The sequence below is a fragment of the Chitinophagales bacterium genome, from assembly GCA_019638515.1.
Lineage (GTDB): Bacteria > Bacteroidota > Bacteroidia > Chitinophagales > LD1 > UBA7692.
Genome location: JAHBTS010000002.1, coordinates 172,151 through 197,544 on the forward strand (window position 1 = coordinate 172,151; position 25,394 = coordinate 197,544).

The window sequence follows — 25,394 nt, forward strand, 5'->3', positions numbered from 1 at the left end:
TGTATAATTAAAGTGAAAAAGAGGGCTGTTTTCTTAACTTCGCGCGGTTAAGAATTTTATGGAAGATAATACAAGAATAATCCCCATTAACATTGAGGATGAAATGAAAACCGCCTACATTGATTATTCAATGTCGGTAATTGTGAGCCGTGCTATCCCCGATGTACGCGATGGCCTAAAACCCGTTCACCGCAGAATACTCTACGGAATGAACGAATTGGGATTAACAGCCGGAAAACCCTACAAAAAAAGTGCCCGTATAGTAGGAGAAGTATTAGGTAAATATCACCCACATGGCGATGTAGCCGTTTACGATGCCATGGTGCGTATGGCACAAGATTGGAGTTTGCGCTACCCGCTAGTAGATGGGCAAGGAAACTTCGGTTCTATAGACAACGACCCTCCCGCAGCTATGCGTTACACAGAAGTACGCATGCGCAAAATTACAGGCGAAATCCTCCAAGATATCGAAAAAGATACTGTGGACATGCGTCTTAATTTTGACGACAGTTTACAAGAGCCCACTGTTCTACCATCTCGCATTCCAAACTTACTTGTAAATGGCGCTTCGGGAATTGCCGTAGGTATGGCCACCAATATGCTGCCACACAACTTAACAGAAGTAATAGACGGCATAGTAAAGTACATAGATAATAAAGACATCCCCATCGAGGAACTTATACAAGTAGTTAAAGCCCCCGATTTTCCAACAGGTGGAACCATTTATGGTTACGATGGAGTGCGCCAAGCCCTCCTAACCGGAAGAGGAAGAGTGGTGCTGCGCGGCAAAGCCGAAATAGAAACTTTAGCCAACGGGCGCGAACAAATTGTTATCACCGAAATTCCCTACCAAGTAGTAAAATCTACTCTTCACACAAAAATTGAAGAGCTTGCAGAGGAGAAAAAAATAGAAGGTATTTCAGAAACGCGCGATGAAAGCGACCGCAACGGTATTCGATTAGTAATTGAATTGAAAAAAGATGCCATTGCCAACGTAGTACTCAACCAACTCTACGCACAAACAGAGTTACAAACATCTTTTGGAGTAAACAATGTGGCACTGGTAAACGGTCGCCCTATGATTTTAAACCTAAAAGACCTCATAAAATACTTTGTGGAGTTTCGCCACGAGGTTTTAATACGCAGAACCAAATACGAATTAGCCGAAGCAGAAAAACGCGCTCATATTTTACAAGGCTTACTTATTGCCATTGATAATTTAGATGCCGTAATTAAACTTATTCGAGAATCGGCAACCGTGCAATTGGCGCAAGAAGGCTTAATGACTAATTTCGAACTATCCGAAATTCAAGCAAAAGCCATTTTAGATTTACGCTTACAAAAACTCACCGGCTTAGAGCGCGATAAAATTCGCGAAGAGTACGAAGAGTTAATGAAACACATAGAATACCTCAACCGCATACTAAACGAAGAACCTCTTCGCTACGAAATTATTAAAGGCGAAATGCTAGAGGTAAAAGAAAAATATGGCGATGCACGCAGAACCAACATCGAGTATGCAGCAGGCGACTTTAACATGGAAGACCTTATTGCCGATGAAGAAGTTATAGTTACCATCTCGCATTTAGGCTACATTAAGCGCACCTTATTGGCAAACTACCGCTCGCAAAACCGCGGTGGCAGAGGCAGCAAAGGCGGATCTACCCGCGATGCCGATTTTATCGAACACCTCTTCTCCGCCACCAACCACAATTACCTGCTCTTCTTTACCCAAAGCGGAAGATGCTACTGGCTAAAAGTGTACGAAATTCCGGAAGGTGAAAAAACATCTATGGGACGCGCCATTCAAAACCTCATGAGCATACCTAAAGAAGATAAAATCATGGCCATTCTTCCGGTAACCAACCTTACCGATGAAGCATACCTTGAAAATAATTTCCTTACCTTCTGTACCAAAAACGGAACCATCAAAAAAACAACCCTGAAAGCCTACTCCAATGTGCGCTCAGGCGGAGTAAACGCCATAGATATACGCGAAGGCGATGAACTCGTGCAAGTAGCCATGACCACCGGAACTTCCGAAGTAGTAATTGCTACCAAAAATGGCAGAGCAATCCGATTCAACGAAGATAAAGTTCGCGCCATGGGAAGAACAGCTGCCGGTGTGCGTGGAGTTGATATGGCAGACGATGCCGATGAGGTAATTGGCATGATTACCGTAAACAAAGAAAACAAAAACGAAACCGTACTCGTACTCTCCGAAAAAGGCTTTGGAAAACGTTCTTACTTAGACGACCCCGAAACCGGAGAGCCTGAATACAGAATTACCAACCGCGGTGGAAAAGGTGTAAAAACCCTCAATATTACCGACAAAACAGGCAAACTCGTTTCCATACTCAACGTTACCGATGACGACCACATTATGATAATAAACCGCAGCGGCATTGCCATACGCACCGAAGTAGATCAACTCCGCGTAATGGGTAGAGCCACACAAGGTGTTAGAATCATTAAACTGGGCGAAAACGATGAAATTGCCGCTATTGCTAAAATTACCAACGGAAAAATTTTGGCACAGCAACAAGAAGAGCGCGACCGCTTAGAGCAAGAAGCAAGCGAAAATACCGATACCCAGCAAGACACAGAGAACAACAGCGAAGTAGCTGAATAATTTTACAGCAAAAGAAGTGATAAAACCGATGAACAAACACAACTGTTCATCGGTTTTTTTGTAAACAAAAAGTAATGGTAGAAATATATACAGATGGAGCAGCAAGAGGCAATCCGGGGCCGGGTGGCTACGGAGTTATTTTAAAATACGGCAAACACGAAAAAGAGTTATCACAAGGCTTTCGCCTCACCACCAATAACAGGATGGAGCTTATGGCTGTAATAGAAGGACTAAAAGCATTAAAGGTAGATGGGCTAACCGTACACATTACATCCGACTCTAAATATGTAGTAGATTCTGTTGAAAAAGGATGGGTTTTTGGTTGGGAAAAAAAAGGATTTGCACAAAAGAAAAATCCCGATTTATGGCGCCAATTCTTACTGTATTACCGAAAACACAAAGTAAAGTTTCATTGGATAAAAGGGCATAACCTACACCCGTTTAACGAGCGCTGCGATGTACTCGCAACCACAGCCGCCCAATCAAAAAACCTGCTAATAGACTCCTATTTCGAAAACAATAGAAACGAAGAAGTATAAATACTGCGCTTATTATGGATGAAATTATTCGAAATATAAACAACATTCAACAGCGAATCACCGCGGCTTGTAAAGAATATAACCGAAATCCCGATTCTGTAAAACTCCTTTTAGCAACTAAAACAGTTTCGCCCGATAGAATAAAAATTGCGCTACAAAACGGGCAAACACTTATTGCCGAAAACAAAGTACAGGAACTAAAAGAAAAATTTGAATCCTTAAAAAACACACCTCATACCAATCATTTTATTGGCCACGTACAAACCAATAAAATAAAGGATATCCTCAAATGCAATGTTGCCTGTATTCAATCGGTAGATAGAATAGAACTTGCAGAAAAACTGCACCAACGCCTGCTTCAAGAAAATAAATCAATAGAAATTTTAGTACAGATAAACACATCCAACGAGCCTAGCAAATTTGGTGCAAACCCTGCCGATGCCACATCTTTAGTAAGGCAAATTGCCGCATTCAATACTTTAAAGATTAAAGGACTTATGACCATCGGTCTTTTTAGTGCAGAAAGCCATAAAGTAAGAGCCTGCTTTAAGTTGCTGAAAAATATTCAACAAGAAATTACAGCATTAAACATTCCGAACGTAGCCATGCAAGAATTATCCATGGGCATGAGCAACGATTTAGAGATTGCCATTGCCGAAGGTGCTACAATAATTCGTGTAGGCACTGCCATTTTCGGGCAGCGTGCATTGCCCGATAGTTATTACTGGAACGAAAACAAATAAACTATTTCATTGCCATAGTAGCTTTTATGGCTCTCTGCCATACAGCATACTTTGCTTCGCGCTCTGTTGGCTTTAAAAGCGGCTTAAAACTAGCACTCGATTGCCACTGCTTGGCAATTTCACTCTTCTTAAAAAAACCTACAGCTAATCCTGCCAAATAAGCTGCACCCAGTGCAGTAGTTTCGGTTATCTTAGGCCTATCTACCGGAGTTCCCAACACATCGCTTTGAAACTGCATTAAAAAATCGTTGTTGCTGGCGCCACCATCTACTCTAAGCGATTTTAACTTAACACCTGAATCCTTTTCCATTGCATTAAGCACATCGCGCGTTTGGTATGCTAGCGACTCCAAAGTAGCTCGCACTAAATGCGACTTTGTAGTACCGCGCGTTAATCCAAAAATGGCCCCTCGTGCATACATATCCCAATATGGTGCTCCCAACCCTGCAAATGCGGGCACTACCACTACTCCATCGTTACTATCTACACTACGCGCATGGTATTCGCTTTCCGGTGCGCTATCTATTAGTTTTAAACCATCGCGCAGCCATTGTATGGCAGCTCCGGCAATAAACACACTTCCTTCTAAGGCATATTCTACTTTTCCATTTAAACTCCATGCAATGGTTGTAATAAGCCCTTGTTTGCTCTTCACAAACTTAGCGCCTGTATTCATAAGCAAAAAGCAACCTGTTCCATATGTATTTTTTGCCATGCCTTCATTAAAGCAAGCCTGCCCAAAAAGTGCAGCCTGTTGATCGCCAGCAATACCGCTTACCGGAATTTGTTTTCCCTCAAAAAGAAAAGAATCTGTTAAGCCAAAAAACTTACTGCTATCCATTACTTCGGGCAACATAATGCGTGGGATATTGAATAATTCCAGCAACTTATTATCCCACTGTAGCTTTTTGATATTAAACAGCATGGTACGCGATGCATTGCTATAATCGGTGGCATGTGTTATGCCGCCAGTAAGTTTCCATAGCAACCATGTATCTACCGTACCAAAAAGAAGTTCTCCATTTTCTGCCCGCTTGCGAGCATTCTTTACATTGTCTAGAATCCACTTCAACTTACTACCGCTAAAATAGGCATCTACAACCAAGCCGGTATTATCGGCAATATATTTTTCGTGCCCCTTCTTCTTCAACTCCTCGCAAAACGGAGCTGTTCTCCTATCTTGCCACACAATGGCATTGTGAATAGGCTGCCCTGTTTTTTTATCCCAAACAATGGTTGTTTCGCGCTGGTTGGTAATGCCAATCGCTGCAATCTGCGATGGCGAAATTCCAAGCTTCTTTATTACCTCATTGGCAGTATAAATTTGCGAATCCCAAATTTCTATTGGGTCATGCTCCACCCAACCCGGTTGCGGAAAAATTTGCGAGAACTCTTTTTGTGATGTAGCCACCGCATTACCTGCTCCATCAAACAATATACTTCTCGAAGAGGTAGTGCCTTGGTCGAGCGCGAGTATAAATTGTTGCCTGCTCATTGGTATAACCTATTTTTACTTGTCGAAAATAAGTTTTCAAACAACTAAATAAAGTGCTGTGCGAAAATTATTCCCCAAAAATAAAAGCGCCTGAACTGTCGCACAATGTACACCTTGGGGCACTATGCCACCCATCGCCATTACAAAAGGTGTGAAATTGTTTTGGGGAAGTTTTTGTAATTAAGAAATTTGCACGCAGTACATGCTGGAAACTGTTGGTAATCTTTATGTTCGAGCTAAAATTCAATGGCTACAAAAATTGCGAAAGCTAGCATTGGAATGCCAACAGAATGAATTTAAGCACTTAATTCAGGAACACAAAAACACAGCTTATTTAAAGCCGTTTAACTTATCGGGCAGCTACAGCAATTTTGCACAAAAAGTCCCCATTGCCACTTACGAAACGCTAAAGCCATTTATTCAAAGAACCATGCTGGGAGAGCAAAATGTTTTATGTAGCGATCCTATTTGGCATTTTGCAAAATCGAGCGGCACCACCGATGTAAGTAAGTTTATTCCCGTAAGCAGCGCAGCCATGTTTAAAGGACATTTTTTAGCTAGTCGCCACTTATTGGCTTCTTATTTTGAGCGATTCCCCAACAATAGAATATTTAGTGGCAAGCACTTGGTAATTAGCGGCTCGGTACAAGCCATTGCAGGAAACAAAAAAGCCATTTGCGGAGATGTTTCAGCATTGCTTACCAAGCAAATTCCGGCATGGATTCAAAAACTGCGCACACCCGATTTGCACACAGCACTACTTGCCAATTGGGATGAAAAGTTACAAGCCATTGCACAGCAAACTTTTCAGCAAAATGTAACCGGAATGAGCGGTGTGCCATCGTGGTCTTTAGAATTGCTGAAAGCGATTGTACATACTGCCCATAAAAAAAACATAGCAGATGTGTGGCCTCATTTTGAGTTGTATATTCACGGAGGTGTAAATTTTGAACCCTATCAAGCTGCATTTGAAAGGATACTAGGCAAGCAAGTAAACTACGTAAATGCCTATAATGCCAGCGAAGGTTTTTTTGGGTTTAGCGATACTGCCAGCACTAGAGAGTTGCTGCTACTGCCGGCTCATGGTATTTTCTTTGAATTTAGAGCAGTTAGCAATCCCAATATTATAGTTCCATTAGAAGGCGTTGAAAAAGAAACAGTATACGAACTTGTAATTTCAACCAATAGCGGCTTATGGCGCTATGCTTTGGGCGATACCATTTCATTCACATCGCTACAACCGTATAGGTTTGTTATTGAAGGAAGAACTAAACAATACATAAATATTGCCGGAGAAGAACTAATGGTACACAATGCCGAAACTGCCCTTGCCACCGTATGTAAAATGCTAGATTGTCAGGTACATGAATTTTCGGCTGCACCATTGTTTTTTGAAGATGGAACCGCCTGCCACCAATGGCTGATTGAATTTGAAAAACTTTCAGTTTCTATCGAAACCTTCGAAAGCCTGTTAGATTCTGAGCTGCAAAAAATAAACTCCGATTATCATGCAAAACGGAATGGCAATTTCGTGTTAAAACCCTTGCAAACCATATTGTTGCCACAAGGTTTTTTTAGAAATTGGCTAAACAAAAAGAAGAAGCTTGGTGCCCAATTTAAAGTACCCCGCCTAAGCAATAGTAGGCAATATGCCAACGATATACTGCAATTTAACCAAACGCATAATTAAACCGCGCTCGAAATTGGGCATACGCTAATTAAAAAATTTATATAGCGTTTCTGCAATTTTTTTAATATGCTGCACCTCTAAAGAATAGTAAATTTCTTTTCCTTCTCTATCGGCAATTACCAACCTAGCATCGCGTAAAATACGCAATTGTTGCGATGTAATGGATTGATCTAAGTGCAAAGTGCTGTAAATTGAATTTACATTCACCCGTTGGTTTTGGCTGATGTAATTCAAAATTTTCAATCTTAAAGGATGTGAAATTGCTCTTAAAATAGCAGTTGCTTTTTCGATATCAACTTCAAAACCCAAATCTACTTTTGAATCATTGTGTGCCATACGATACTCTTTTACCTGTATTTACAAGTAAAGAAACACACAATTTTTCCATACTTTAAAATATGAAAAAATATATTTTATTTATTAAATTGTAAAGTATTAGTTTTTTGCAAGCTCAGCCGCCAATGCAGCTAATTCAGATACTTTTGCCTTATTTATCTTGTAATAAACAAATTTTCCGTCTCTTTCAGTTTCCACCACATTGGCTTTTCTAAGAATTGCCAAATGCTGCGATGTAACCGATTGCTCCAATCTAAGTTTTACATAAATTTCGGTAACGGTTATTTTCTCACTTTTTTCAATAAGTTCAAGAATATCTTTTCTCAATTTATGATTAACTGCACGCAAAGTGAGAACTGCCTTGCGGAGTATGTCATAACTTAATTTAATTGGTTCGGGTGAATTAGGGTCTGAAAGGATTAATACTTCTTTTGCCAATCTAGCACTCATAATTATATAAAATTTTACGGAGCAAATATATCCTTTAGATTCACAACAAAAAATACATTTTGAATATTTTTAATGTTTTTGTAAGTGTGCAGTGATTTTTTCACAAAAAATGAACAATATTTTATTCATTTAAAGAGATTATTTGTTAATTGTGGAATGCGCTTCTATAATAGATTTTATGGCATCTAACCGCTTAGCATAAACCAATATATTAGCTTTATGGAGGTCTGCTTCTGCAGCAGTTGTAAACTCCTTTGCTTTAGCCCAATCTTTCATGGCGCAATAAGCCTCTGCCAACATCATGTAGGTATAGCCTAAGTAAAAAGGATTATGGTTTTGCTTGTTCAACTCCAATGCCTTTTGTATATACTGAATACCATGAGCTGCATCGCCATTTTCTATCAAGCGCTCTCCTACATTGGCAAATGCCATTGCCTGGCTATTTATATCATTCTCCTCTTCAAAAAGATCGGCCGCCTTTAAATACAAATCAATTCTTTCATAATTTCTTTCTTTTGGCATGGTGTAGGCGTGCATGTTCATACATCTGGCTATACCGCCTTTATACCCTCCTGCCTTAAAATAATCAATGGCTTCAAAAAGCGATTGCACAGCAGCCACTCTATCTCGCTCCAATAAAAGTTTCGCCTTATTGTAAAACAGACTGCCGGCTATCCGGCTCGCCTCTATATCAAAAACCATATTGGCGTTATATACAATGGTTTCAGCTTTTTGATACATAGCTGCTGCTGCTCCACTCCTGCCAACTTTATCGCTGGCAACACCTGCATTTACCAACATGCTCAACAATAACTTGGTATTATTGCCACTTTGCAAATAGGGAAAAATAATCTCTACAAATTCAACTATCAACTCGTGCTGGTTTTGAGTATTCAGATCCTCTAACACAGTATTTATGAACACATCAGTTTCATAACTATTCTTGTTCCAATTTTCTTTTATTTGCTCAAGAGGATTTTTAAAAACTATTAGATACGAAACGCCTGTTGCTTTTTCTAACTTTATACACCACTCCTCAAATTTGCTATACGTACTATTCATACATTAAAACAATACAAATATAATGTTACAAAACAGAATTGATGAAATTGTAAGAACTATTCCCGATTTTCCTCAAAAAGGAATATTGTTTAAAGACATTACACCCGTATTTTTATATCCTGAACTTTGTAATGAAATTGCAGAAACCTTAGCTGCCGAAGCATTAAAAAATGGCACGGTAGATGCCGTTGCAGGTGTAGAAAGCCGTGGTTTTTTATTCGGAATTTTATTGGCTCAAAAACTAAGTGTTCCATTTCATTTAATTAGAAAAAAAGGAAAACTACCAGGCGAAACCATACAGCACACCTACCAATTGGAATATGGCTCTGCTACCATAGAGTTACATAAAGGCTTTGTGAAACCCAACCAGCATATTTTGATTCATGATGATGTGCTGGCAACAGGCGGCACAGCCTCTGCTGCTGCTGCGCTTATAGCACAAGAAGGTGGTATTGTTTCCGGTTATTCATTTTTAATTGAACTCACTTTTTTAAACGGTCGAAAATTACTTGCCGAAAAACAACCCAATATATTTTCTTTAATCCGGTACAACTAAATTATGCAGTTGCTTCCATAGCAGCAGCTGCATTTTTTTGTGCCGCTTTTATGGCTATGTTTCGCGCTAAAGAAACTGCTATTGTATTGAAGGCGTCTTTAATTGCTTGCGGAGCTTTCTCGTTTATTACTGCTGGCACACCTTCATCGCCACCTTCTCGAATACTTTGCACTATTGGAATTTCGCCCAAAAATGGAGCTTCGTATTCCGTAGCAAGGTGTTTACCGCCATCTTTTCCAAAAATGTAGTATTTATTTTCGGGCAATTCTTCGGGAGTGAAAAATGCCATATTTTCTACCACGCCAAATATAGGCACATTAATGCTTTCCATTCTAAACATGGCAAGTGCTTTTCTAGCATCGGCCAAAGCTACTTCTTGTGGTGTGGTAACAATTACCGCACCCGAAACATTTACCGTTTGCGACATCGTAAGATGTACATCACCTGTGCCCGGAGGCATATCTACTATCAAATAATCGAGTTTACCCCAAATACAATCCGATACAAATTGCTTTAATGCCGATGTAACCATGGGACCACGCCATACCACTGCTTGGCGATCATCTACCAACAAGCCGATTGAAAGCAATTTAATGCCGTGCGCTTCTAATGGCACAATGTAGTGCTTATCTTTTATCAACCTCACCTCGGGGCGCTTGCCCTTTACACCTAGCATAACAGGAATAGACGGCCCATGAATATCGGCATCTATCAAACCTACTTTTGCTCCTTGTGCAGCCAGTGCCAATGCTAGATTTACGCTAACTGTAGATTTCCCTACTCCGCCTTTGCCCGATGCTACACAAATAATGTTTTTTACGCTGGGCAAAATATTTACATTGGTATTGCGCATGCTGGTTACTTGTGCATCCATAACCACATCAATTTCATAATCCGGAGCTATTGCCGAAACTGCAGCAATGCAATCGTTCTTTATCTTCTCCTTGAGTGGGCAAGCAGGTGTGGTAAGTGTAACTCTAAATCTTATACTTTTCCCTGCAATTTCTACATCATTTACCATGCCTAAGGTAACCAAATCCTTTTTTATATCAGGATCATCTACACCTCTGAGTGCATCTATTACTTGTTCTTTACTTATACTCATAACCTATACTTATTTTTTTACTCAAAACTTTACTCCTTTAATAAATCCGGTCTGCGCTGGCGGGTTCTTTCCATAGATTGCTCAAAGCGCCATTCCTGAATCTTTTTTTCGTGCCCCGAAAGTAATACTTCCGGCACTTCTAAACCATTAAAAACCGGAGGACGTGTATAAACCGGAGGTGCCAATAAATTATCTTGAAAAGAATCGGTTAAGGCAGACGTTTCATCATTAAGCACACCCGGCAATAAGCGCCCTACCCCATCGGTAAAAACGGCTGCTGCCAATTCGCCACCCGACAATACATAATCGCCAATTGATATTTCTTTCGTAATATACAGTTGGCGAATTCTTTCGTCTATACCTTTGTAATGGCCGCAGAGTATTATTATGTTTTGAAGTAGCGAAAACTTATTGAGTTGTTTTTGCGAAAGGGTTTCGCCATCGGGAGTCATGTATATAATTTCATCGTACGTGCGTTCGCTCTTTAAGTGCTCAATACAGCTAGAGATTGGCTCACACATCATTACCATGCCCGCTCCACCTCCATATTGATAATCATCTACCGTATGGTGTTTATCGGTAGCAAAATCGCGCAGCGAAATTAGATTTACTTCCAGCAAACCTTTTTCTTTTGCGCGTTTCATAATGCTGTGATTAAGCGGACTTTCTAATAATTCCGGTAAAACGGTAATAATATCAATCCTCATCGCTTTCTTCGTTGTTTTGGGTATAGGTTTCAATAATCCCCTCAGGTAAATGCAAAAACAATTGCTGCTGTGTGTAGTCTATTTTTTCAATAAATGCTTCTACCAAAGGAAATAGCACTTCACTTCCATTTACTTCTATTGCCAACACGGTTTGAATAGTATTGCTGGAGGTTTCAGTAACTTTTCCAAGATTGCCATACACCTTATCAATTACTTCAAAACCCGTAAAATCCTCCGTTTCTGAGGTATCAAAAAACTGTGCTACCTCTTTTGTTTTCATCATTATTGAAGCATTTACCAGCGCTACCGCTTGCTCTCTTGTAGTAACTTCTTCAAAATACATAAAACCAGAAATTTCATCTTTGCAGTTCACTTCTTTCGGAAAGAAGGGTAAAACTCCTGTAGCTGTTTCAACATAAAGAACCGTAGGAAAATTGCCTGTTTCCAATGGATAATGAAACAAAAAATGAAAAGCCCCACTTGTTCCGTGAGGCTTTCCAATAGTTCCAACTGTTGTGAAGTTTGTTTTCACTGAACAGCAATTTTTATTCTGCAGGAGTTTCGGCTGCTTCTGTGTTTTCAGCAGCAGGGGTTTCTTCCTGATTTTCTGCCGGAGCAGCTTGCGAAGCGGCTAAAGCCTCTGCGCGTTTGCGATCGCGCTCTTCGCGTTTTTTAGTTTCATCGGCCAACAACTTAGCAGAAATTTCTGCTTTAGCTTTGTGGTGCTTGTGTTGGTGATCCAATACTGCGTTTTTGTGAGCATCTAACCAAGCTTGGAATTTTTGCTCTGCAACTTCAACAGAAAATGCACCTTTAGCTGCACCACGTAATAAGTGCTTTTTATACATAGCACCTTTGTACTTTAAAATGGCGTGTACGGTATCTGTTGTTTCAGCACCATTTTGAAGCCATTTTACAGCTTTGTCTAAATCTAAATGAATAGTTGCCGGCTTGGTAAGCGGATTGTAATCGCCAATACGCTCAATAAATTTTCCATCGCGCGGAGAGCGGCTGTCTGCAGCTACGATGTGATAAAATGGGCGCTTTCCGCGTCCGTGTCTTTGCAATCTTAATTTAACTGCCATTTCTTAAAATCAATTTAAGTGTTGGGAAATATCCGTTCCTTTTCTTGAAACGGGCTGCGAATATAACGGTATTTCTTAAAAATAAAAGTACAAATAGAAGAACCTTTTATTGCCTTAAATCTTTTTGAAAAAAATATTCAATTACATGAAACCTTTTTGAAACAGCATCGTAAAGTATATCATAAATCAGTTACAAATGACCAACATTTTACCTATACCTTCAAATTTCGAGCAAGTACAGCAGGTTTTAAATGCAACCGAAATGAAATTAAGCGACTTAGTGAAAATGAAAACAGCCACCCTAAAAAGTTTAGTTGGCTGTGCGGGAGGAGAAAAAAAGTTGGGAATTAACGTAACAAAGTAAAAGAAGAATTCGTAGAAATACGTGTATCGTTCTCTAACAAACCGGTAACAGCAAATACATAGGTTCCCACTGGAGCGGGAGAACCGGAAATAGTACCATCCCAACCATTAGATTGGTCGGTAGTGCTAAAAAGTAATTGACCTGCTATATTGTAAACAGCAAATTGAAAATTACTTAAAGATGCTCCTAATACATATAAAACATCATTGTTACCATCTCCATTAGGTGTAAATACTGTAGGCACAACAATATTATGATATGCAATTCTTCCCGGAGCATTTTCATAAGCAGTATTATCTTCTATTTCTTTCTCTATATGTGCCACTAATGCATCCATATCTTCCTCGTCAGTTTTAATTGGCTCAATTGCTTTTACATTCACATGAGTTACTGCTATACGGCTAATCGTATCGCTAAACACTGTTGCAGTTGGCTGCGCTTCAACAAATATTGCCACAATTGTATCTGCAGAAGCAAATGCTAACTGCATAGTAGGCAATTCAGCATTGGCAATGGCTTGCTTTTTCACTTCCCAATGGCTGAATTTGAACCCACTATTAGATGTGGCAGCAAAATTTACAGTTATATCTTTAAAATAGGTAAGGCTTGCCGGGTATGCAGCAGGTATTACTGTGTTTACAATTACATTACCACTCATGGCCGGCTCTATACTTACTACAATACCACTTACCGGAGTTGCATTATAGCATGTATCCATAGAGGCAAAAGTTTTATCGGCACGTGCAGCAATTTGCCCGCGCAAGTAGTCGAGATTATTTAACCATGTTTGGTATGATGCTGTATTACCGGCATCCCAACGTTCGCAGTGGCGCTGCATTTCGGGCTGTATGGTGGCAACCATTTTATTTAAATGATTAACCATATTGTCTTTGTCGAAAGTGGTATTTAGCAAATCGGCATAGCGGGTGATATACATCTTTTTAAACTCGCTATTGTTCATAAGAGCATTAAATATATCTACGTGTCCTTGCTCGCATCCTGCATTTTGAAAACTGCTTACAGTTTGCACATCGCAAGCATTGGCAGCAGTAGCATCTGTAGTTGGTATGTTAGAAAAATTTTGACCTAGGTTAAAGATATTATCTTGATCCCACAAGCGATAGCGCCATTTATTATTAGTGGCAGTTTTGCCTCTCCACCATGCAGAATTCCAGTTAAGCCAATCGCTATTCACCATAAATGTATTTATACAGAAATAGTCTATTAAACTTGCTACATCCAATTGGGCTGTAACTTGCTGGTAGTTGGCATTTAATTTCATATCATTGCCTACAACAAAATTGTAAAGATTACACCAATCTTGTTGTGCGCTTCCGCTGGCATCATTTTCAACAGAAAGTCCACCGTAATACGAAAGCATATCTACACCTTCTTTTCCTTCGCCATAGTATGCTTTAGTGTATTTATCATCTACACGCTCGCGCATTTCGTACACGCCCCAATAATTGCCATTCAGATACACAATTACAGCTTCGTATTTTCTGGTATCTACATGTAAGTTTCCGCTCTCTGCAAGTGTTTGCGCAAACCCATCGCGAATATGAGTGCTGGGTGAAGCTCCGGCATAACCAACATAATTATCGGAACCGGCAGCTCTTAGAATTACGCAATCAAATTTTGTTCTCTCCGAAGAAGAAAAGAGCGGATACTCAATTTTAGAATCGCTTCCATATTCATCACGCGCATAAAAGCGCATTCCTTTTTGTTCGTAGTACCAGCTATCGTTTCCATGCCCTTTTATTCCGCCTTCTGTTTTAAATTGGCGTACTTTGTTTTTATCGAAAAACTCCATGGCGCTGGCTATTTCGATGTTGGGTTTTATAAACTGAAACAAACTTCCAAAATCGCTGCTACACAACGAAATTACGGGCAATGAATGATTTTCATTCACAAAATAGGTATTGGTTACAACCGGACTTGCAATGGTATTGGCACCCAAAATCGGACGTGCGCAAACCCTCACTGCCGTGGTTTTTGCAATACTTACCGGAGTTTGATACAATTGTGCAGTAGTACTGGTTACAGGATTGGTACCATCGGTGGTAAAATATATTGCAGCATCGGCTTCTTGATTTACAAATTCAAGCGTGGTTGCTCCGGAATAAAATCCGGCTTGCTTATTTACTTGAGGTGCCACCAAATAACGCTGTTTGGCATTTTTGTTTTCTTTATTGGGTGAAGCATTTTCAAAAACACCCCATGTAGAAGCGCCATCTGTAATCCTACCTCTGCTGTGATTCTCCATAACCGGCAACACTCGAACCGAATCCACGATACTTCCATCTTTTGAAAGTACTAACACATCTTTTCCCTTCGATTGGCTTAGTTTAAAGTTTGTATGGTGCAGGTTTCCGAAATATCCATTTTTACCCGAACACACAAAAACCACACTACCTTTTGCCGATACCAATAGATTAGCAGGAATAATATATTTATTCGGCTTTGAAGCATTATCGGAAAGTGTATATCCTTGTAATGAAACAGCATTATTCGATGGATTATAGATTTCCACCCAATCTTCATACTTTTTCTTAGAAAGGTTGGAACCTCTATCCAGCACTTGCTCTTCGGATGTTTTGTATGAATTTCTATTGGCTGCAGAATACTCATTTATAACTAATTGAGCACTTGCATTAAAAACGGTTGTGTTACCTAATAATAGTGCAACTACAACTGTCTTTTTGGGGAAAAGTTCAGGATTAAACATGGGCAGACAATTTTCAGACTACTAGTAAAATAACATGTGTACAATAGTTTGTCAAGCCCGCCTTGAAAATAAATTCACCAAGTTAGAAACCAATGTATTCACAAAATTTGTATCTCTTAACTTTTTTCTTATTTTCGGCACTTCATTCAAAAAAAAACACGCTGATTATGGCAAAAGCGCTACAATCATTACGGATTGTTACATTCATCTCAATCCTATCTCTTCTTTCTTTTAAAAATTTATTGGCACAATGTGGTGTTGGCGGCCCCAATGAAGGTGGCACCCTTGCGCCTTCCGGAACCTGGCAAACCATTTCTGTAGGAAGCGGAACCTATGTCAATGTTCCTGTTTCAATCAATAATTTCTACTCTTTTAGGTATGCCAATACTAATTTGCAATATAATAATGGCAATAGTATTGATATGACCTTGAGTTCTACTTCAGGTATTTTGAATTACAACGACAACTTAACTCCGCTTTTAAATCCTTGGACTGGCGGAATTTGCCCAACCAACCCAACAGGAAGACCTTCTTCTACCGATTGGTTAGCAACTTATTCTGGCACTTTAAGTGTTTATACAAAAACATTTACCACCGGTAATACTTGTGCCAACTGGGTTTCAGGACAAAACTCTGCTATCTTACAATATAAAACCTGCCCTGTGCAACCAGATCCGGGGGCCGGGGTTAACCAATGGAATGTAGAAGCATTTGCTACTGCCGATATTTCTATTCCAAATATAAATGCACGTTATGGATACTATACCACAACGACTACCTCATTAAATACTACTTCAGACTGGGTAAACACATCATCACCTTCTACAGCTTCTACTTGGAGCGGATGTGAGGTTCCATCTGATAAGTTTACACTACGCGCAAGAAGAAAAGGATTTACATGTCAGCCTTATACTCTAACTATGGTTGGTGCAGATGATAATGTGCGCGTGTTTTTGAATGGTACTCAAATTTATGATGCTACTTGTTGCGCATCTAACATTGCTCTTGGCACATTTGTACTGGGTGCTAATGATGAACTAGAAGTTAGACTTACAGGACTTTGTAATCCAGATTACGTAAACTTATCGGTTGTACCTGTGGCCGTACCTAGTGTAAATGGCGGTACAATTGGCGGTGTAACTAATGGCAGCAATGTTTGTGCCGATAAACTAACCAACCAAACATTTACGAATGTTACATCTGCCAGCAATGGAGTAACTGGCTTTACCAATGGTGGTAGCTTTAATTACACTTGGGAAAGCTCAACAGACAATATGACATTTACTCCAATTGCAGGAGCCAATGGAAGTGCTTATACGCCTGCTGCAAACTTGCCTGTTGGCACATACTACTTTAGAAGAAGAGCTACCGATGTGTGCGGGAATACCAATGAATCTAATGTAATATCAGTAACCATCGTTCCACTTCCAAATGGTACTATATCACCTGCTAACCAATCTGTTTGCCCTGGTTCACAAGCTATTTTTACATTAAACTTTACAATTGGTACCGGACCATTTGGCGTTCAGATATTTGATGGGGTAACCAACCATATCCGTACTAACAAAGCAAATGGCGACACTGTAATGGTTCCAATAGCTGTTAGCCCAACTACTTACACACTTACAGCTATTTTAGATAATAACGGTTGTGCTAATTCTGCCGTAAATAGCAGCGCCTTTGCTACAATATCTCCGGCCATTAACGTTAGTGGTGCTATTCCAACACCTGTAACTTGTTTTGGCGGAAATGATGGTACAATAACAGTTTCAGCTAGTGGCGGCACTCCTGCATTTGAATACTCAATAGACAATGGTGTTACTTACCAAGTTAGCAACCAGTTTACAGGTTTAGTTGCCGGGCCATATAATGTAGTGGTAAAAGATGCGCTAGGTTGTACAGAAGCATTTAGTGGCAACCCTGTTCAGGTTACGCAACCAACCCAGGTTACAGTAACTTCTACATCGCAAGATGCAAGTTGTAGCGGAGTGTTTGACGGCTCCATCACGGTTACACCCGGTGGCGGTATTCCAGGCTATACCTACTCATTAAATGGCGGACCTTCATTTGTAAATCCAACAATTACAGGCTTAGGTGCTGGAGTTTATACCATAATCGTAACCGATAACAACGGTTGTACCGCTTCAATTCAAGATACAATCAACAATGCTTACTTGGTAACATCAACCGTTGCCAGCCAAACGGATGTTTCTTGTTTTGGTGGGAATAATGGAGAGTTTACACTTTCTTTAAGCGGAGGGATTCCTCAATACCAATACTCTATAAATGGAGGTTTAACCTACCAACTTAGCCCAACATTCAATAATTTAACAGCAGGCAGCTATTTAGTTAAGATTATTGATTCAAAAGGCTGTCCTGTTATTCAAAATGTTACTATTACGCAGCCTACTAAACTGGTAAGCACCATAGACTCTATTACCAATGCTTCTTGCTTTGGCAGTACTTCAGCTTCTATTTTTGTAAACACACAAGGTGGAACTCCGGGCTATACCTTCGCATGGAGCAATGGCGCTACTAGCGAAGATAATGTAGGTATAAGTGCTGGTACATATAGATTAACCGTGGTAGATGCCAATGGTTGCAGCGATTCTATAACTGCTACTGTGGGGCAACCCGCCAAACTGTTAGTTTCTTTAGCATCTTTCACTAATGTTAGTTGTAATGGAGGTATTGATGGTACAGTAGATATAACTGTTGGTGGAGGCACATTGCCTTATACTTTTGCATGGAGCAATGGACACACAGGTGAAGACTTAGTAGGAATTCCGGGAGGCAATTATTCCGTTACCGTTACCGATGCTAATGGATGTTCAGATACACTTTCGCAAACAATTACAGAACCTCTACCATTAGGCTTAGCATTGAGCAGTAATAATATTATCTGTAATGGTGCTAAAAATGGCAATATTACTACCCTAGTTACGGGAGGTACAACTCCTTACAGATATTTCTGGAATACAGGAGACACTACTGCTAACTTAACTGGTGTAGGCGGTGGACTCTATACTGTAATTGTAACCGATGCCAATAATTGCTCTATCAGCGGTACAGTTACTTTAACAGAACCTCCAGTTTATAGCTTAACATTAAATGTAACCAATGTGTTATGTAATGGCGATACTACTGGAACTGTAACTGCAAATGCAGGAGGTGGCACACCTCCTTACAGCTATGTTTGGAGCAATGGCGATACTACACAAACCATTACCGGACTATCAGCTGGTTTGTACTCTGTTACAGTAAGCGATGTAAATGGATGTTCCTCTTCATCTAGTGCCGTAGTGAGTGAGCCGGCAGCGTTAGTATTAAATTCATCGGTACAAGATGTTGCTTGCGCTGGTTTTAGTGATGGCGGTGTAGATTTATCTGTGGGTGGTGGCGTATTCCCTTATACATATTTGTGGACTGGTGGTTCTACCAATCAAGATTTATCAAATGTACCGGGGGGAAACTATACAGTAACCGTAACTGACAATAATGGTTGTGAAATAACTCAAACATTTACAGTAAACGAACCTGCACCTATTGCCATTTCATTTACTAAAACAGATTTATTATGTTTTGGAGCACAAACCGGTAGTGCCTCAGCTACCGTTACCGGAGGTACTGCACCTTACAACTATTTATGGAGTAACTTTAATGGTACAAACTCTATTAGCAACGTAAATGGAGGTACTTATACTTTGATTGTTACTGACTCTAAAGGTTGTCAAAAGCGCGATAGCGTAGTAATTGTAGAACCAGCACAACTTACACTTACAGCCAATATCCAGCAAATTACTTGCTACAATGCAAATGATGGCGCTGTAGATTTAAGTATAAATGGTGGTACTCCAAACTATACTTATGCATGGAGCAACAGCGAAGTTACACAAGATATTACCGGATTAGGACAAGGAACCTACGTGGTTTTAGTAACCGATGGCAATGGATGTACTGCAACTGATCAATATTCAATTGTAAATCCAAGTCCAATTATTGTTACAAAATTCATCACTACACCTACTTGTGCCGGAGACAGCGATGGCAAAATAGACTTAGTACCGTCTGGTGGGGTTGCTCCTTACACTTTCAACTGGAGTAATGGTGCCACAAGTGAAGATTTATTTAATGCCGCTACAGGAACATATATTGTTACTGTAACCGATTCAAGAAACTGTACCTTAGTAGATACTTCAAAAGTTGGGGAACCTAAACCATTGTTTACAACAGGTTTTGTAAAAGATGTAACTTGTAATGGCTATGCCGATGGCTTCTTAGATATTACAGCCTATGGCGGAACTTTACCATATTACTTCTTATGGAGTAAGGATTCAATTGTAACCGAAGATATTGGCTCTTTACAAGGTGGAACTTACTTTGTAACCGTAACCGATGGTAATGGATGTACGGTATCTGGCACCTACTTTGTATATGAGCCTGATACACTAACATTATCTTTCACCAGCAATAATGTTACATGCCCAAGTGGTTCAACCGGAAGCATCAGCCCAATTGTAACCGGAGGAAATTATCCTTACAGCTACACTTGGAGTAATTTTAGCGGAGACTCCGTGCAAACCGGCTTAACTGCAGGAAGCTATATTTTACTTGTTGAAGACTTCAAAGGTTGTAAAGTACGCGATTCACTCCGTATTACAGAACCCCTTCCATTCAATATCGTAGCAACTATTATCAATGCTTCATGTAGTGGCAAAAACGATGGCTCTATTAAAGTAGTAGTTAGCGGTGCTAATGGCAACTATACTTATCAGTGGAGCAATGGCGACAATACCGACAGTATTGGAGGCTTAGCTGCAGGAACATACACGCTTACTGTTACAGATGGCTCTGGTTGTACCTTTGCACAATCATTTGATGTATTGGAAACCAAAACCTTGGTAGCCGATATTGGAGTTGTAAACCCTGCTTGTAATGGTGCCACTACAGGTATTCTTACAGTAGATGCAACTGGAGGAGAAGCTCCTTACACTTACTTATGGAGTACTACACCTGCTCAAACAAACAATACAGCATCGAACTTGGCTGCCGGAAGCTATACCGTAACTATTACAGATAGTAAAGGCTGCTCCATTACTGAAACAAGAACCATAACTACACCTGCTCCATTATCAGTTTCTGTAAATACTACCGGCTCTAAATGTGCTAATGTAGGAAGCGGAACTGTAAAAGCAGTTGTACAAGGCGGTGCTGCACCATTTGTGTATATTTTGAATGGCGATGTTCAAGCTACTGATTCTTTCTCTGGATTATTGCCGGGCAACTATGTACTTCTAGTTAGAGATGCAAACGGATGCGAAGGCATTAACTCTTTCAACATTCCTGTTCCATCTCCATTGCTAGTAGATTTAACTTCTGACAAAGAAGTAATTTTAAGTGGCATGGAAGTGCAACTTAATGCTACCGCTACCAGCGATACAGATATAGTTGCATACGTATGGCATCCGCTTGGCAGCTTTAGCTATACCGGTTGCAACGACACGCTTAACTGTCCGAACCCAACTGTAATGCCGTTAATTACAACAACCTTTACCGTAACTGCCGAAAATGCTTATGGTTGTGTGGCTTCAGATACTTTAAGAATAACTGTATTGAACCAACCTTCAGTATTTATACCAACTGCATTCTCACCTAACGGAGACGGCTTAAACGATAGATTTGAATTTGATATCTTAGGTGTAAAAACTGCCGATGTAAAAATTTACGATCGTTGGGGTAACTTAATATTTGAAAAGGCAAATCAGAAAAACGGAGTAGATAAAGGCGAAGGATGGGATGGAACCTTCAAAGGTCAGCCTGCTCAATTAGATACTTACGTTTATACTTTAGTAGCTAAATACTTTGATGGAACTGAGAAGAAAATAACCGGAACCATTGCTATTATGAAGTAGTTTCCACTACTACAACAAACACTTTTGAGAAAACAATTTTGGTGTGTTAAAATCACATCAAAATTGTTTTCTTTGTTTTTATGACAACAGAAAAAGTAGATGTATTAGTAATTGGTGCCGGACCATCGGGCACCGTAGCAGCCTCACTTATAAATAAAGCCGGCTTTAATGTAAAAATTGTAGAAAAAGAACAATTCCCACGTTTTGTAATTGGAGAAAGTTTCTTGCCAAAATGTATGGATCCATTGGAGGAAGCCGGGTTTCTTGATGTGCTGAAAGCACAAGGCTATCAGGAAAAATCCGGAGCTAAATTTGTACGCGGTTCCGGTGAAATTATGGACTTTGATTTCAGCCATCAGTTCACCAAAGGTTGGGGTTGGACATGGCAAGTTCCTCGTTCCGATTTTGATAACGTACTGGCTAAGGAAGTTGAAAGAATGGGCGTGCCTGTTGAATACAAAACTACAGTTACTAATATTGAATTTGATGGTACCAACTCGACCACTTATGTTACCCAAGCAGACGGTAGCCAAAAGCAAATACAAGCAAAATTTATTGTAGATGCTTCGGGATACGGAAGGGTAATTCCTAGATTGTTTAAATTAGATAAGCCATCGAACCTTCCACCGCGCAAAACCCTTTTTGCACACGTAAAGGATGTGAGAAGAAACAACTACATAGAACCGGATCGCATTTTAATAATTGATCATGCCCCGGGAGTTTGGGGCTGGTGTATTCCCTTTTCATCCGGAAATACATCTGTAGGTTTTGTAGGCGACCCTGAGTTTTTCGATAAATTTACCGGCACTCCGGAGGAGCAATTCCGTGCCATTCTTGAAAGTGAATTCAATACCAAAGAGCGCTTTAAAGATTGCGAATTGATATTTGAACCACGTACTTTACAAGCTTGGAGTGTTACCACCGATAAGTTTTATGGAAACGGATTTGTACTGACCGGTAATGTAACGGAGTTTTTAGATCCTGTGTTTTCATCGGGTGTTACATTAGCTACGGTTTCTTCGCAAAAGGCAGCACACTTGGTGGTAAAATTTTTACAAGGCAATACCGTAAACTGGGAAGAAGAGTACATGAAATTTATGCAATATGGAGTAGATACCTTCCGTTCGTATGTGATGGCATGGTATAGTGGCGACTTGCAAAAAGCGTTCTTTTCTAAGAATCCGGATCCAGAGGTTACTGCGCAAATATGTTCGGTGCTTGCAGGTTATGTTTGGGACGAGTCTAATCCGTATGTAAAAAACCATGCCAGCTATATTCCGCGTATTGCTCGATTAGTGGAGATAAGAGATATTCTACTAGACAAAGAAAACTAAAAAGCATAGCCGAAATGAACGGCTAAATAATACTTTACATGTGTAAGAAATGGAAGGGGCGCTATGGCTAAGTCGTAGCGCTCTGTTCTTCCGGAGAGTCCATCTCTGTATATTCCAAAATTATTGCGGTATCCTAAACCCGTAAATGCTTCAAAATACCAATTGTTTTTCATGTGAACTTGGTAGCCAACCAAAAAACCTGCATTGATATAGTGATAATCTATATAGCTGCCATTGCCGCGCACATTCGAAATACGGGCATAATTATAGGATGCAATCGGGCCTAACCATAAACCATCCGGTGCATCTTTAGATTTTAGCGGATAGTAGCGATAACCAACTTGGCCTCTCCCACCCCAAAGTTGTAATCTAGTTCCGGAGGTATCGGCAATAAGCTCCATAATTTTATAGGGAATACTTATGTAATTAAAAGAGCCGCCAATTGTTATAGAATTGTTGTGTGTAATAAATCTTTCATATACCACACGCAACTCGCCTGCAATAGGTATTTGCCCTATAAATGGAGAAACCGGGCTAAACTTTATTACATTATTATGTGCTGCAGAGTGGTAGTTTACCTTAAAGGTTTTAAGCTCTTTTTTTTGCGTGGCAATAGAATCGGTCTCCTGAGCCACCAAACCACCATAACTGCAACAAACAAGTGCAGCAAGCAGAAACTTTCTTGCAATTTCAAAACGATTGAAAGAAAAATGCTGCTGCATGGTATGTTACTTTAGAACTTCTGCCAGTTTAGCATCTAATGCTTCGCCACGTAAGTTTTGAGCAATAATTACACCATCCTTATCTAATAAAAACTGAGCCGGGATGCCTTGTACATTATAGGTTTTTGCTGCTATGCTATTCCAAAATTGCAAATCGCTCACATGGTTTTCCCATACCAAGCCATCTGCCTTAATTGCATTCAACCATGCGTTTTTATCTTTATCTAAAGAAACGCTATACACCGTAAATCCTTTATCTTTAAACTTATTGTAAGCGGCTACTACAGATGGGTTTTCGCGTCTGCAAGGTCCGCACCAACTTGCCCAAAAATCGAGTAACACATACTTTCCTTTTAAAGAACTTAGCTTAATGGATTTTCCATCGGGAGAAGGCAAATCTATGTCTGGAGCTGCTTTGCCAATACCCACAGCTTCTGATGCGCGAGCCTGGGCTTCCATTGCCAAACGCTGCTGCTCTAATTGCTTGGAAATATCTTGCAATTCTTTGGTGTAGCTAGATTTAGGTAACTCTTTTTCGAAGCGTGCCGCTACTTGCGTAAACTCTTTTGCATATTTATTTACATCGGTCATTACAGCAATAAATGCAGTAAATGGCGATTTTGATGTGGTAGCCGTTGTAGAAATAAACTTATTTAATTCTTCGCCTGTGGCATTGGCAGTAGCTACAATTTTGCTGAGCGAATCTTGCGATACATTGCCAGCTTGCATTGCCATTCCGTAGGTCATATTTAAGCGCTGCATTTCTGTTTGATATGTTTGCATCTTTTTAAGCGCCTGCTGAAACTCATCTTGTGCCGTAGAGCCTTTTATAGTTGCATTCAAAGGTGCAGAGGCATCTAAAGTAGCCGTGTAAGCTCCTTTGTTATCTAATACCATCAACCAAAAAAGATTGGGATTTGAGCCAAGTTTTAACCTGTAAAGACCTTCTTCCTTTACTGCACCACTCAAAGTGAACTCTCCTTTTTCATTTACCTTTCCTGAGTCTATAACTACTAATTGTTGAACATTCAATTTTTCAAGAAAAATTGTTTCGGATGGAGTGGAATTTGTGAGCGAACCTTCAATTTTGTAACCGCTTCCTCCGGCACTGTTACAAGAATTTACTGCATAAATAAAAGCAAAAGCTAATAGTATTTTTTTCATATTGAAATCGAAGATAGAGTTATTCATTTAAAAGAAAATTTTTTTAGAAACCTTAGGTGATTAAGCAGTTAGCACTTGTTGCTTTTGCAATTGCTCAATTTCTTTACATAGTAATTCTGCCCATTGCAAATACATTTCGCCCGATGGATGCAAGCCATCCTCTGCAATTAAATTTCTTTCGTTTTTTGCCATCTGCGAAATTGGGGTTATATCAATAAATGTAATATCGTACAAGGCTGCCACTTGCTTCTTGGCTGTATTAAAGTATTCTATTTGTGCTTGAATTTGCGGTGCGGTGCGCCTCTGTACGTCTTGAGCCACAAATGAAGTTACGCTCCAATCGGGAATTGAAAGTATTAATACAGCTTTAGCGCCATGCTTAGAAAACCCAATGGCAGTTTGCACTAATTGTGCTAACTCTGCTTTGTAGTTTTCAATTGTTCTATTCCGGTATTGGTTGTTTACACCAATGAGTAAGGTTACAACATCAAATTTTCGGTTCAATCCTTCATTATTGATGGCTGCTGCCAATTCATCGGTTGTCCAACCGGTTTGGGCTATAATATGTGGGGCTTCAAAGCTGATACCTTTCTCTTTAAGTAATGCTATGGCAAGATTAGCAAAGCGCTCTTGTGGCAATACTGCTTCGCCAATGGTATATGAATCACCCAAGCAAAGCATCGTAAAATTATTGTTGTTTTTACTGTTTTCAGTCATGCACCAAAGCAGAAAATAATTTTTAATGCTGCAAAATAATTCAATCTAAATAT

Annotated in this window: 20 protein-coding genes; 8 read left to right on the forward strand and 12 right to left on the reverse strand. The window is 39.8% G+C overall.

The genetic code is table 11. The features are described from left to right. The first annotated feature begins 58 nt into the window (after nucleotides 1-58). From gyrA to KF872_03935, 3 genes are all read left to right on the forward strand, one after another. Nucleotides 59-2,632 carry a DNA gyrase subunit A gene (gene gyrA, locus KF872_03925; GenBank protein MBX2902683.1) on the forward strand — a complete coding sequence of 858 codons (2,574 nt, stop codon included), beginning with the start codon at nucleotides 59-61 and terminating at the stop codon, nucleotides 2,630-2,632. Nucleotides 2,633-2,706: 74 nt separating this feature from the next. Further along, a complete protein-coding gene (gene rnhA, locus KF872_03930; GenBank protein MBX2902684.1) occupies nucleotides 2,707-3,171 on the forward strand; it encodes a ribonuclease HI in 465 nt (154 codons plus the stop codon). 14 nt (nucleotides 3,172-3,185) lie between these two features. Continuing rightward, nucleotides 3,186-3,914: a YggS family pyridoxal phosphate-dependent enzyme gene (locus KF872_03935; protein MBX2902685.1), complete on the forward strand. Its 729-nt coding sequence runs from the start codon at nucleotides 3,186-3,188 to the stop codon at nucleotides 3,912-3,914. A 1-nt stretch (nucleotide 3,915) separates the two neighbouring features. Here the strand turns inward: KF872_03935 and glpK are convergent, their stop codons facing one another. Continuing rightward, nucleotides 3,916-5,409, reverse strand: a complete 1,494-nt coding sequence (glpK, locus tag KF872_03940; GenBank protein MBX2902686.1) for a glycerol kinase GlpK — start codon at nucleotides 5,407-5,409, stop codon at nucleotides 3,916-3,918. Nucleotides 5,410-5,668: 259 nt separating this feature from the next. Between glpK and KF872_03945 the strand changes: the two genes are divergently transcribed. Next, the gene (locus tag KF872_03945) at nucleotides 5,669-7,099 is read left to right on the forward strand and encodes a GH3 auxin-responsive promoter family protein (GenBank protein MBX2902687.1); all 1,431 of its coding nucleotides are present in this window, start codon (nucleotides 5,669-5,671) and stop codon (nucleotides 7,097-7,099) included. Between the two features lie 24 nt (nucleotides 7,100-7,123). Here KF872_03945 and KF872_03950 read toward each other — a convergent pair whose 3' ends face one another. The 3 genes from KF872_03950 to KF872_03960 form a co-directional block, all read right to left on the reverse strand. Next, on the reverse strand, nucleotides 7,124-7,435 hold the full coding sequence (locus KF872_03950) for a helix-turn-helix transcriptional regulator (GenBank protein MBX2902688.1): 312 nt from the start codon (nucleotides 7,433-7,435) through the stop codon (nucleotides 7,124-7,126). A gap of 99 nt (nucleotides 7,436-7,534) precedes the next feature. Beyond that, nucleotides 7,535-7,885, reverse strand: coding sequence for a helix-turn-helix transcriptional regulator (locus KF872_03955; GenBank protein ID MBX2902689.1), 351 nt, complete (start codon nucleotides 7,883-7,885; stop codon nucleotides 7,535-7,537). Nucleotides 7,886-8,023: 138 nt separating this feature from the next. Beyond that, nucleotides 8,024-8,947, reverse strand: a complete 924-nt coding sequence (locus KF872_03960) for a hypothetical protein (protein ID MBX2902690.1) — start codon at nucleotides 8,945-8,947, stop codon at nucleotides 8,024-8,026. Between the two features lie 22 nt (nucleotides 8,948-8,969). On the opposite strand from KF872_03960, the gene KF872_03965 reads away from it, so the two are divergent. Further along, complete coding sequence (locus KF872_03965) at nucleotides 8,970-9,503, forward strand: adenine phosphoribosyltransferase (protein MBX2902691.1); 534 nt, start codon at nucleotides 8,970-8,972, stop codon at nucleotides 9,501-9,503. A 1-nt stretch (nucleotide 9,504) separates the two neighbouring features. Here KF872_03965 and KF872_03970 read toward each other — a convergent pair whose 3' ends face one another. The 4 genes from KF872_03970 to rpsP are packed head-to-tail and all read right to left on the reverse strand — an operon-like array spanning nucleotide 9,505 to nucleotide 12,400. Further along, on the reverse strand, nucleotides 9,505-10,608 hold the full coding sequence (locus KF872_03970) for an Mrp/NBP35 family ATP-binding protein (GenBank protein ID MBX2902692.1): 1,104 nt from the start codon (nucleotides 10,606-10,608) through the stop codon (nucleotides 9,505-9,507). Between the two features lie 29 nt (nucleotides 10,609-10,637). After that, entirely contained in the window at nucleotides 10,638-11,315 is a 678-nt protein-coding gene (gene trmD, locus KF872_03975; protein MBX2902693.1) for a tRNA (guanosine(37)-N1)-methyltransferase TrmD, read from the reverse strand. Continuing rightward, complete coding sequence (locus tag KF872_03980) at nucleotides 11,305-11,847, reverse strand: hypothetical protein (protein MBX2902694.1); 543 nt, start codon at nucleotides 11,845-11,847, stop codon at nucleotides 11,305-11,307. Before KF872_03980 ends, trmD begins: the two co-directional genes overlap by 11 nt. A 13-nt stretch (nucleotides 11,848-11,860) precedes the next feature. Then, nucleotides 11,861-12,400, reverse strand: a complete 540-nt coding sequence (gene rpsP, locus KF872_03985; GenBank protein ID MBX2902695.1) for a 30S ribosomal protein S16 — start codon at nucleotides 12,398-12,400, stop codon at nucleotides 11,861-11,863. Nucleotides 12,401-12,596: 196 nt separating this feature from the next. On the opposite strand from rpsP, the gene KF872_03990 reads away from it, so the two are divergent. Further along, nucleotides 12,597-12,764, forward strand: a complete 168-nt coding sequence (locus KF872_03990; GenBank protein ID MBX2902696.1) for a hypothetical protein — start codon at nucleotides 12,597-12,599, stop codon at nucleotides 12,762-12,764. Here KF872_03990 and KF872_03995 read toward each other — a convergent pair. Then, nucleotides 12,748-15,492 (reverse strand): CotH kinase family protein, encoded by a 2,745-nt coding sequence (locus KF872_03995; protein MBX2902697.1) that lies wholly within the window; start codon nucleotides 15,490-15,492, stop codon nucleotides 12,748-12,750. The genes KF872_03990 and KF872_03995 overlap by 17 nt on opposite strands. Nucleotides 15,493-15,659: 167 nt before the next feature. Between KF872_03995 and KF872_04000 the strand changes: the two genes are divergently transcribed. Together KF872_04000 and KF872_04005 are read left to right on the forward strand one after the other, a co-directional pair. Continuing rightward, the gene (locus KF872_04000) at nucleotides 15,660-21,404 is read left to right on the forward strand and encodes a gliding motility-associated C-terminal domain-containing protein (protein MBX2902698.1); all 5,745 of its coding nucleotides are present in this window, start codon (nucleotides 15,660-15,662) and stop codon (nucleotides 21,402-21,404) included. Between the two features lie 80 nt (nucleotides 21,405-21,484). Beyond that, on the forward strand, nucleotides 21,485-22,738 hold the full coding sequence (locus KF872_04005) for a tryptophan 7-halogenase (protein ID MBX2902699.1): 1,254 nt from the start codon (nucleotides 21,485-21,487) through the stop codon (nucleotides 22,736-22,738). On the opposite strand, the gene KF872_04010 is transcribed toward KF872_04005, so the two are convergent. The 3 genes from KF872_04010 to KF872_04020 are packed head-to-tail and all read right to left on the reverse strand — an operon-like array spanning nucleotide 22,735 to nucleotide 25,341. Further along, nucleotides 22,735-23,460, reverse strand: coding sequence for a DUF3575 domain-containing protein (locus KF872_04010; GenBank protein MBX2902700.1), 726 nt, complete (start codon nucleotides 23,458-23,460; stop codon nucleotides 22,735-22,737). The two genes, KF872_04005 and KF872_04010, sit on opposite strands and share 4 nt — an antisense overlap. A gap of 6 nt (nucleotides 23,461-23,466) precedes the next feature. Beyond that, nucleotides 23,467-24,651 carry a redoxin domain-containing protein gene (locus tag KF872_04015; protein ID MBX2902701.1) on the reverse strand — a complete coding sequence of 395 codons (1,185 nt, stop codon included), beginning with the start codon at nucleotides 24,649-24,651 and terminating at the stop codon, nucleotides 23,467-23,469. Between the two features lie 33 nt (nucleotides 24,652-24,684). After that, nucleotides 24,685-25,341, reverse strand: coding sequence for an SGNH/GDSL hydrolase family protein (locus KF872_04020; GenBank protein ID MBX2902702.1), 657 nt, complete (start codon nucleotides 25,339-25,341; stop codon nucleotides 24,685-24,687). Nucleotides 25,342-25,394 lie beyond the last annotated feature (53 nt).

Excerpts from the sequence above, each read along its gene's own strand:
- KF872_04005 (MBX2902699.1), top strand. The coding sequence starts at position 21,485 with ATGACAACAGAAAAAGTAGATGTATTAGTAATTGGTGCCGGACCATCG.
- glpK (MBX2902686.1), bottom strand. The coding sequence starts at position 5,409 with ATGAGCAGGCAACAATTTATACTCGCGCTCGACCAAGGCACTACCTCT.
- gyrA (MBX2902683.1), top strand. The coding sequence starts at position 59 with ATGGAAGATAATACAAGAATAATCCCCATTAACATTGAGGATGAAATG.
- KF872_03955 (MBX2902689.1), bottom strand. The coding sequence starts at position 7,885 with ATGAGTGCTAGATTGGCAAAAGAAGTATTAATCCTTTCAGACCCTAAT.
- KF872_03965 (MBX2902691.1), top strand. The coding sequence starts at position 8,970 with ATGTTACAAAACAGAATTGATGAAATTGTAAGAACTATTCCCGATTTT.
- KF872_03935 (MBX2902685.1), top strand. The coding sequence starts at position 3,186 with ATGGATGAAATTATTCGAAATATAAACAACATTCAACAGCGAATCACC.
- trmD (MBX2902693.1), bottom strand. The coding sequence starts at position 11,315 with ATGAGGATTGATATTATTACCGTTTTACCGGAATTATTAGAAAGTCCG.
- rpsP (MBX2902695.1), bottom strand. The coding sequence starts at position 12,400 with ATGGCAGTTAAATTAAGATTGCAAAGACACGGACGCGGAAAGCGCCCA.
- KF872_04020 (MBX2902702.1), bottom strand. The coding sequence starts at position 25,341 with ATGACTGAAAACAGTAAAAACAACAATAATTTTACGATGCTTTGCTTG.
- KF872_04015 (MBX2902701.1), bottom strand. The coding sequence starts at position 24,651 with ATGAATAACTCTATCTTCGATTTCAATATGAAAAAAATACTATTAGCT.
- KF872_03990 (MBX2902696.1), top strand. The coding sequence starts at position 12,597 with ATGACCAACATTTTACCTATACCTTCAAATTTCGAGCAAGTACAGCAG.
- KF872_04000 (MBX2902698.1), top strand. The coding sequence starts at position 15,660 with ATGGCAAAAGCGCTACAATCATTACGGATTGTTACATTCATCTCAATC.
- KF872_03995 (MBX2902697.1), bottom strand. The coding sequence starts at position 15,492 with ATGTTTAATCCTGAACTTTTCCCCAAAAAGACAGTTGTAGTTGCACTA.
- KF872_03970 (MBX2902692.1), bottom strand. The coding sequence starts at position 10,608 with ATGAGTATAAGTAAAGAACAAGTAATAGATGCACTCAGAGGTGTAGAT.
- KF872_04010 (MBX2902700.1), bottom strand. The coding sequence starts at position 23,460 with ATGCAGCAGCATTTTTCTTTCAATCGTTTTGAAATTGCAAGAAAGTTT.
- KF872_03950 (MBX2902688.1), bottom strand. The coding sequence starts at position 7,435 with ATGGCACACAATGATTCAAAAGTAGATTTGGGTTTTGAAGTTGATATC.
- rnhA (MBX2902684.1), top strand. The coding sequence starts at position 2,707 with ATGGTAGAAATATATACAGATGGAGCAGCAAGAGGCAATCCGGGGCCG.
- KF872_03960 (MBX2902690.1), bottom strand. The coding sequence starts at position 8,947 with ATGAATAGTACGTATAGCAAATTTGAGGAGTGGTGTATAAAGTTAGAA.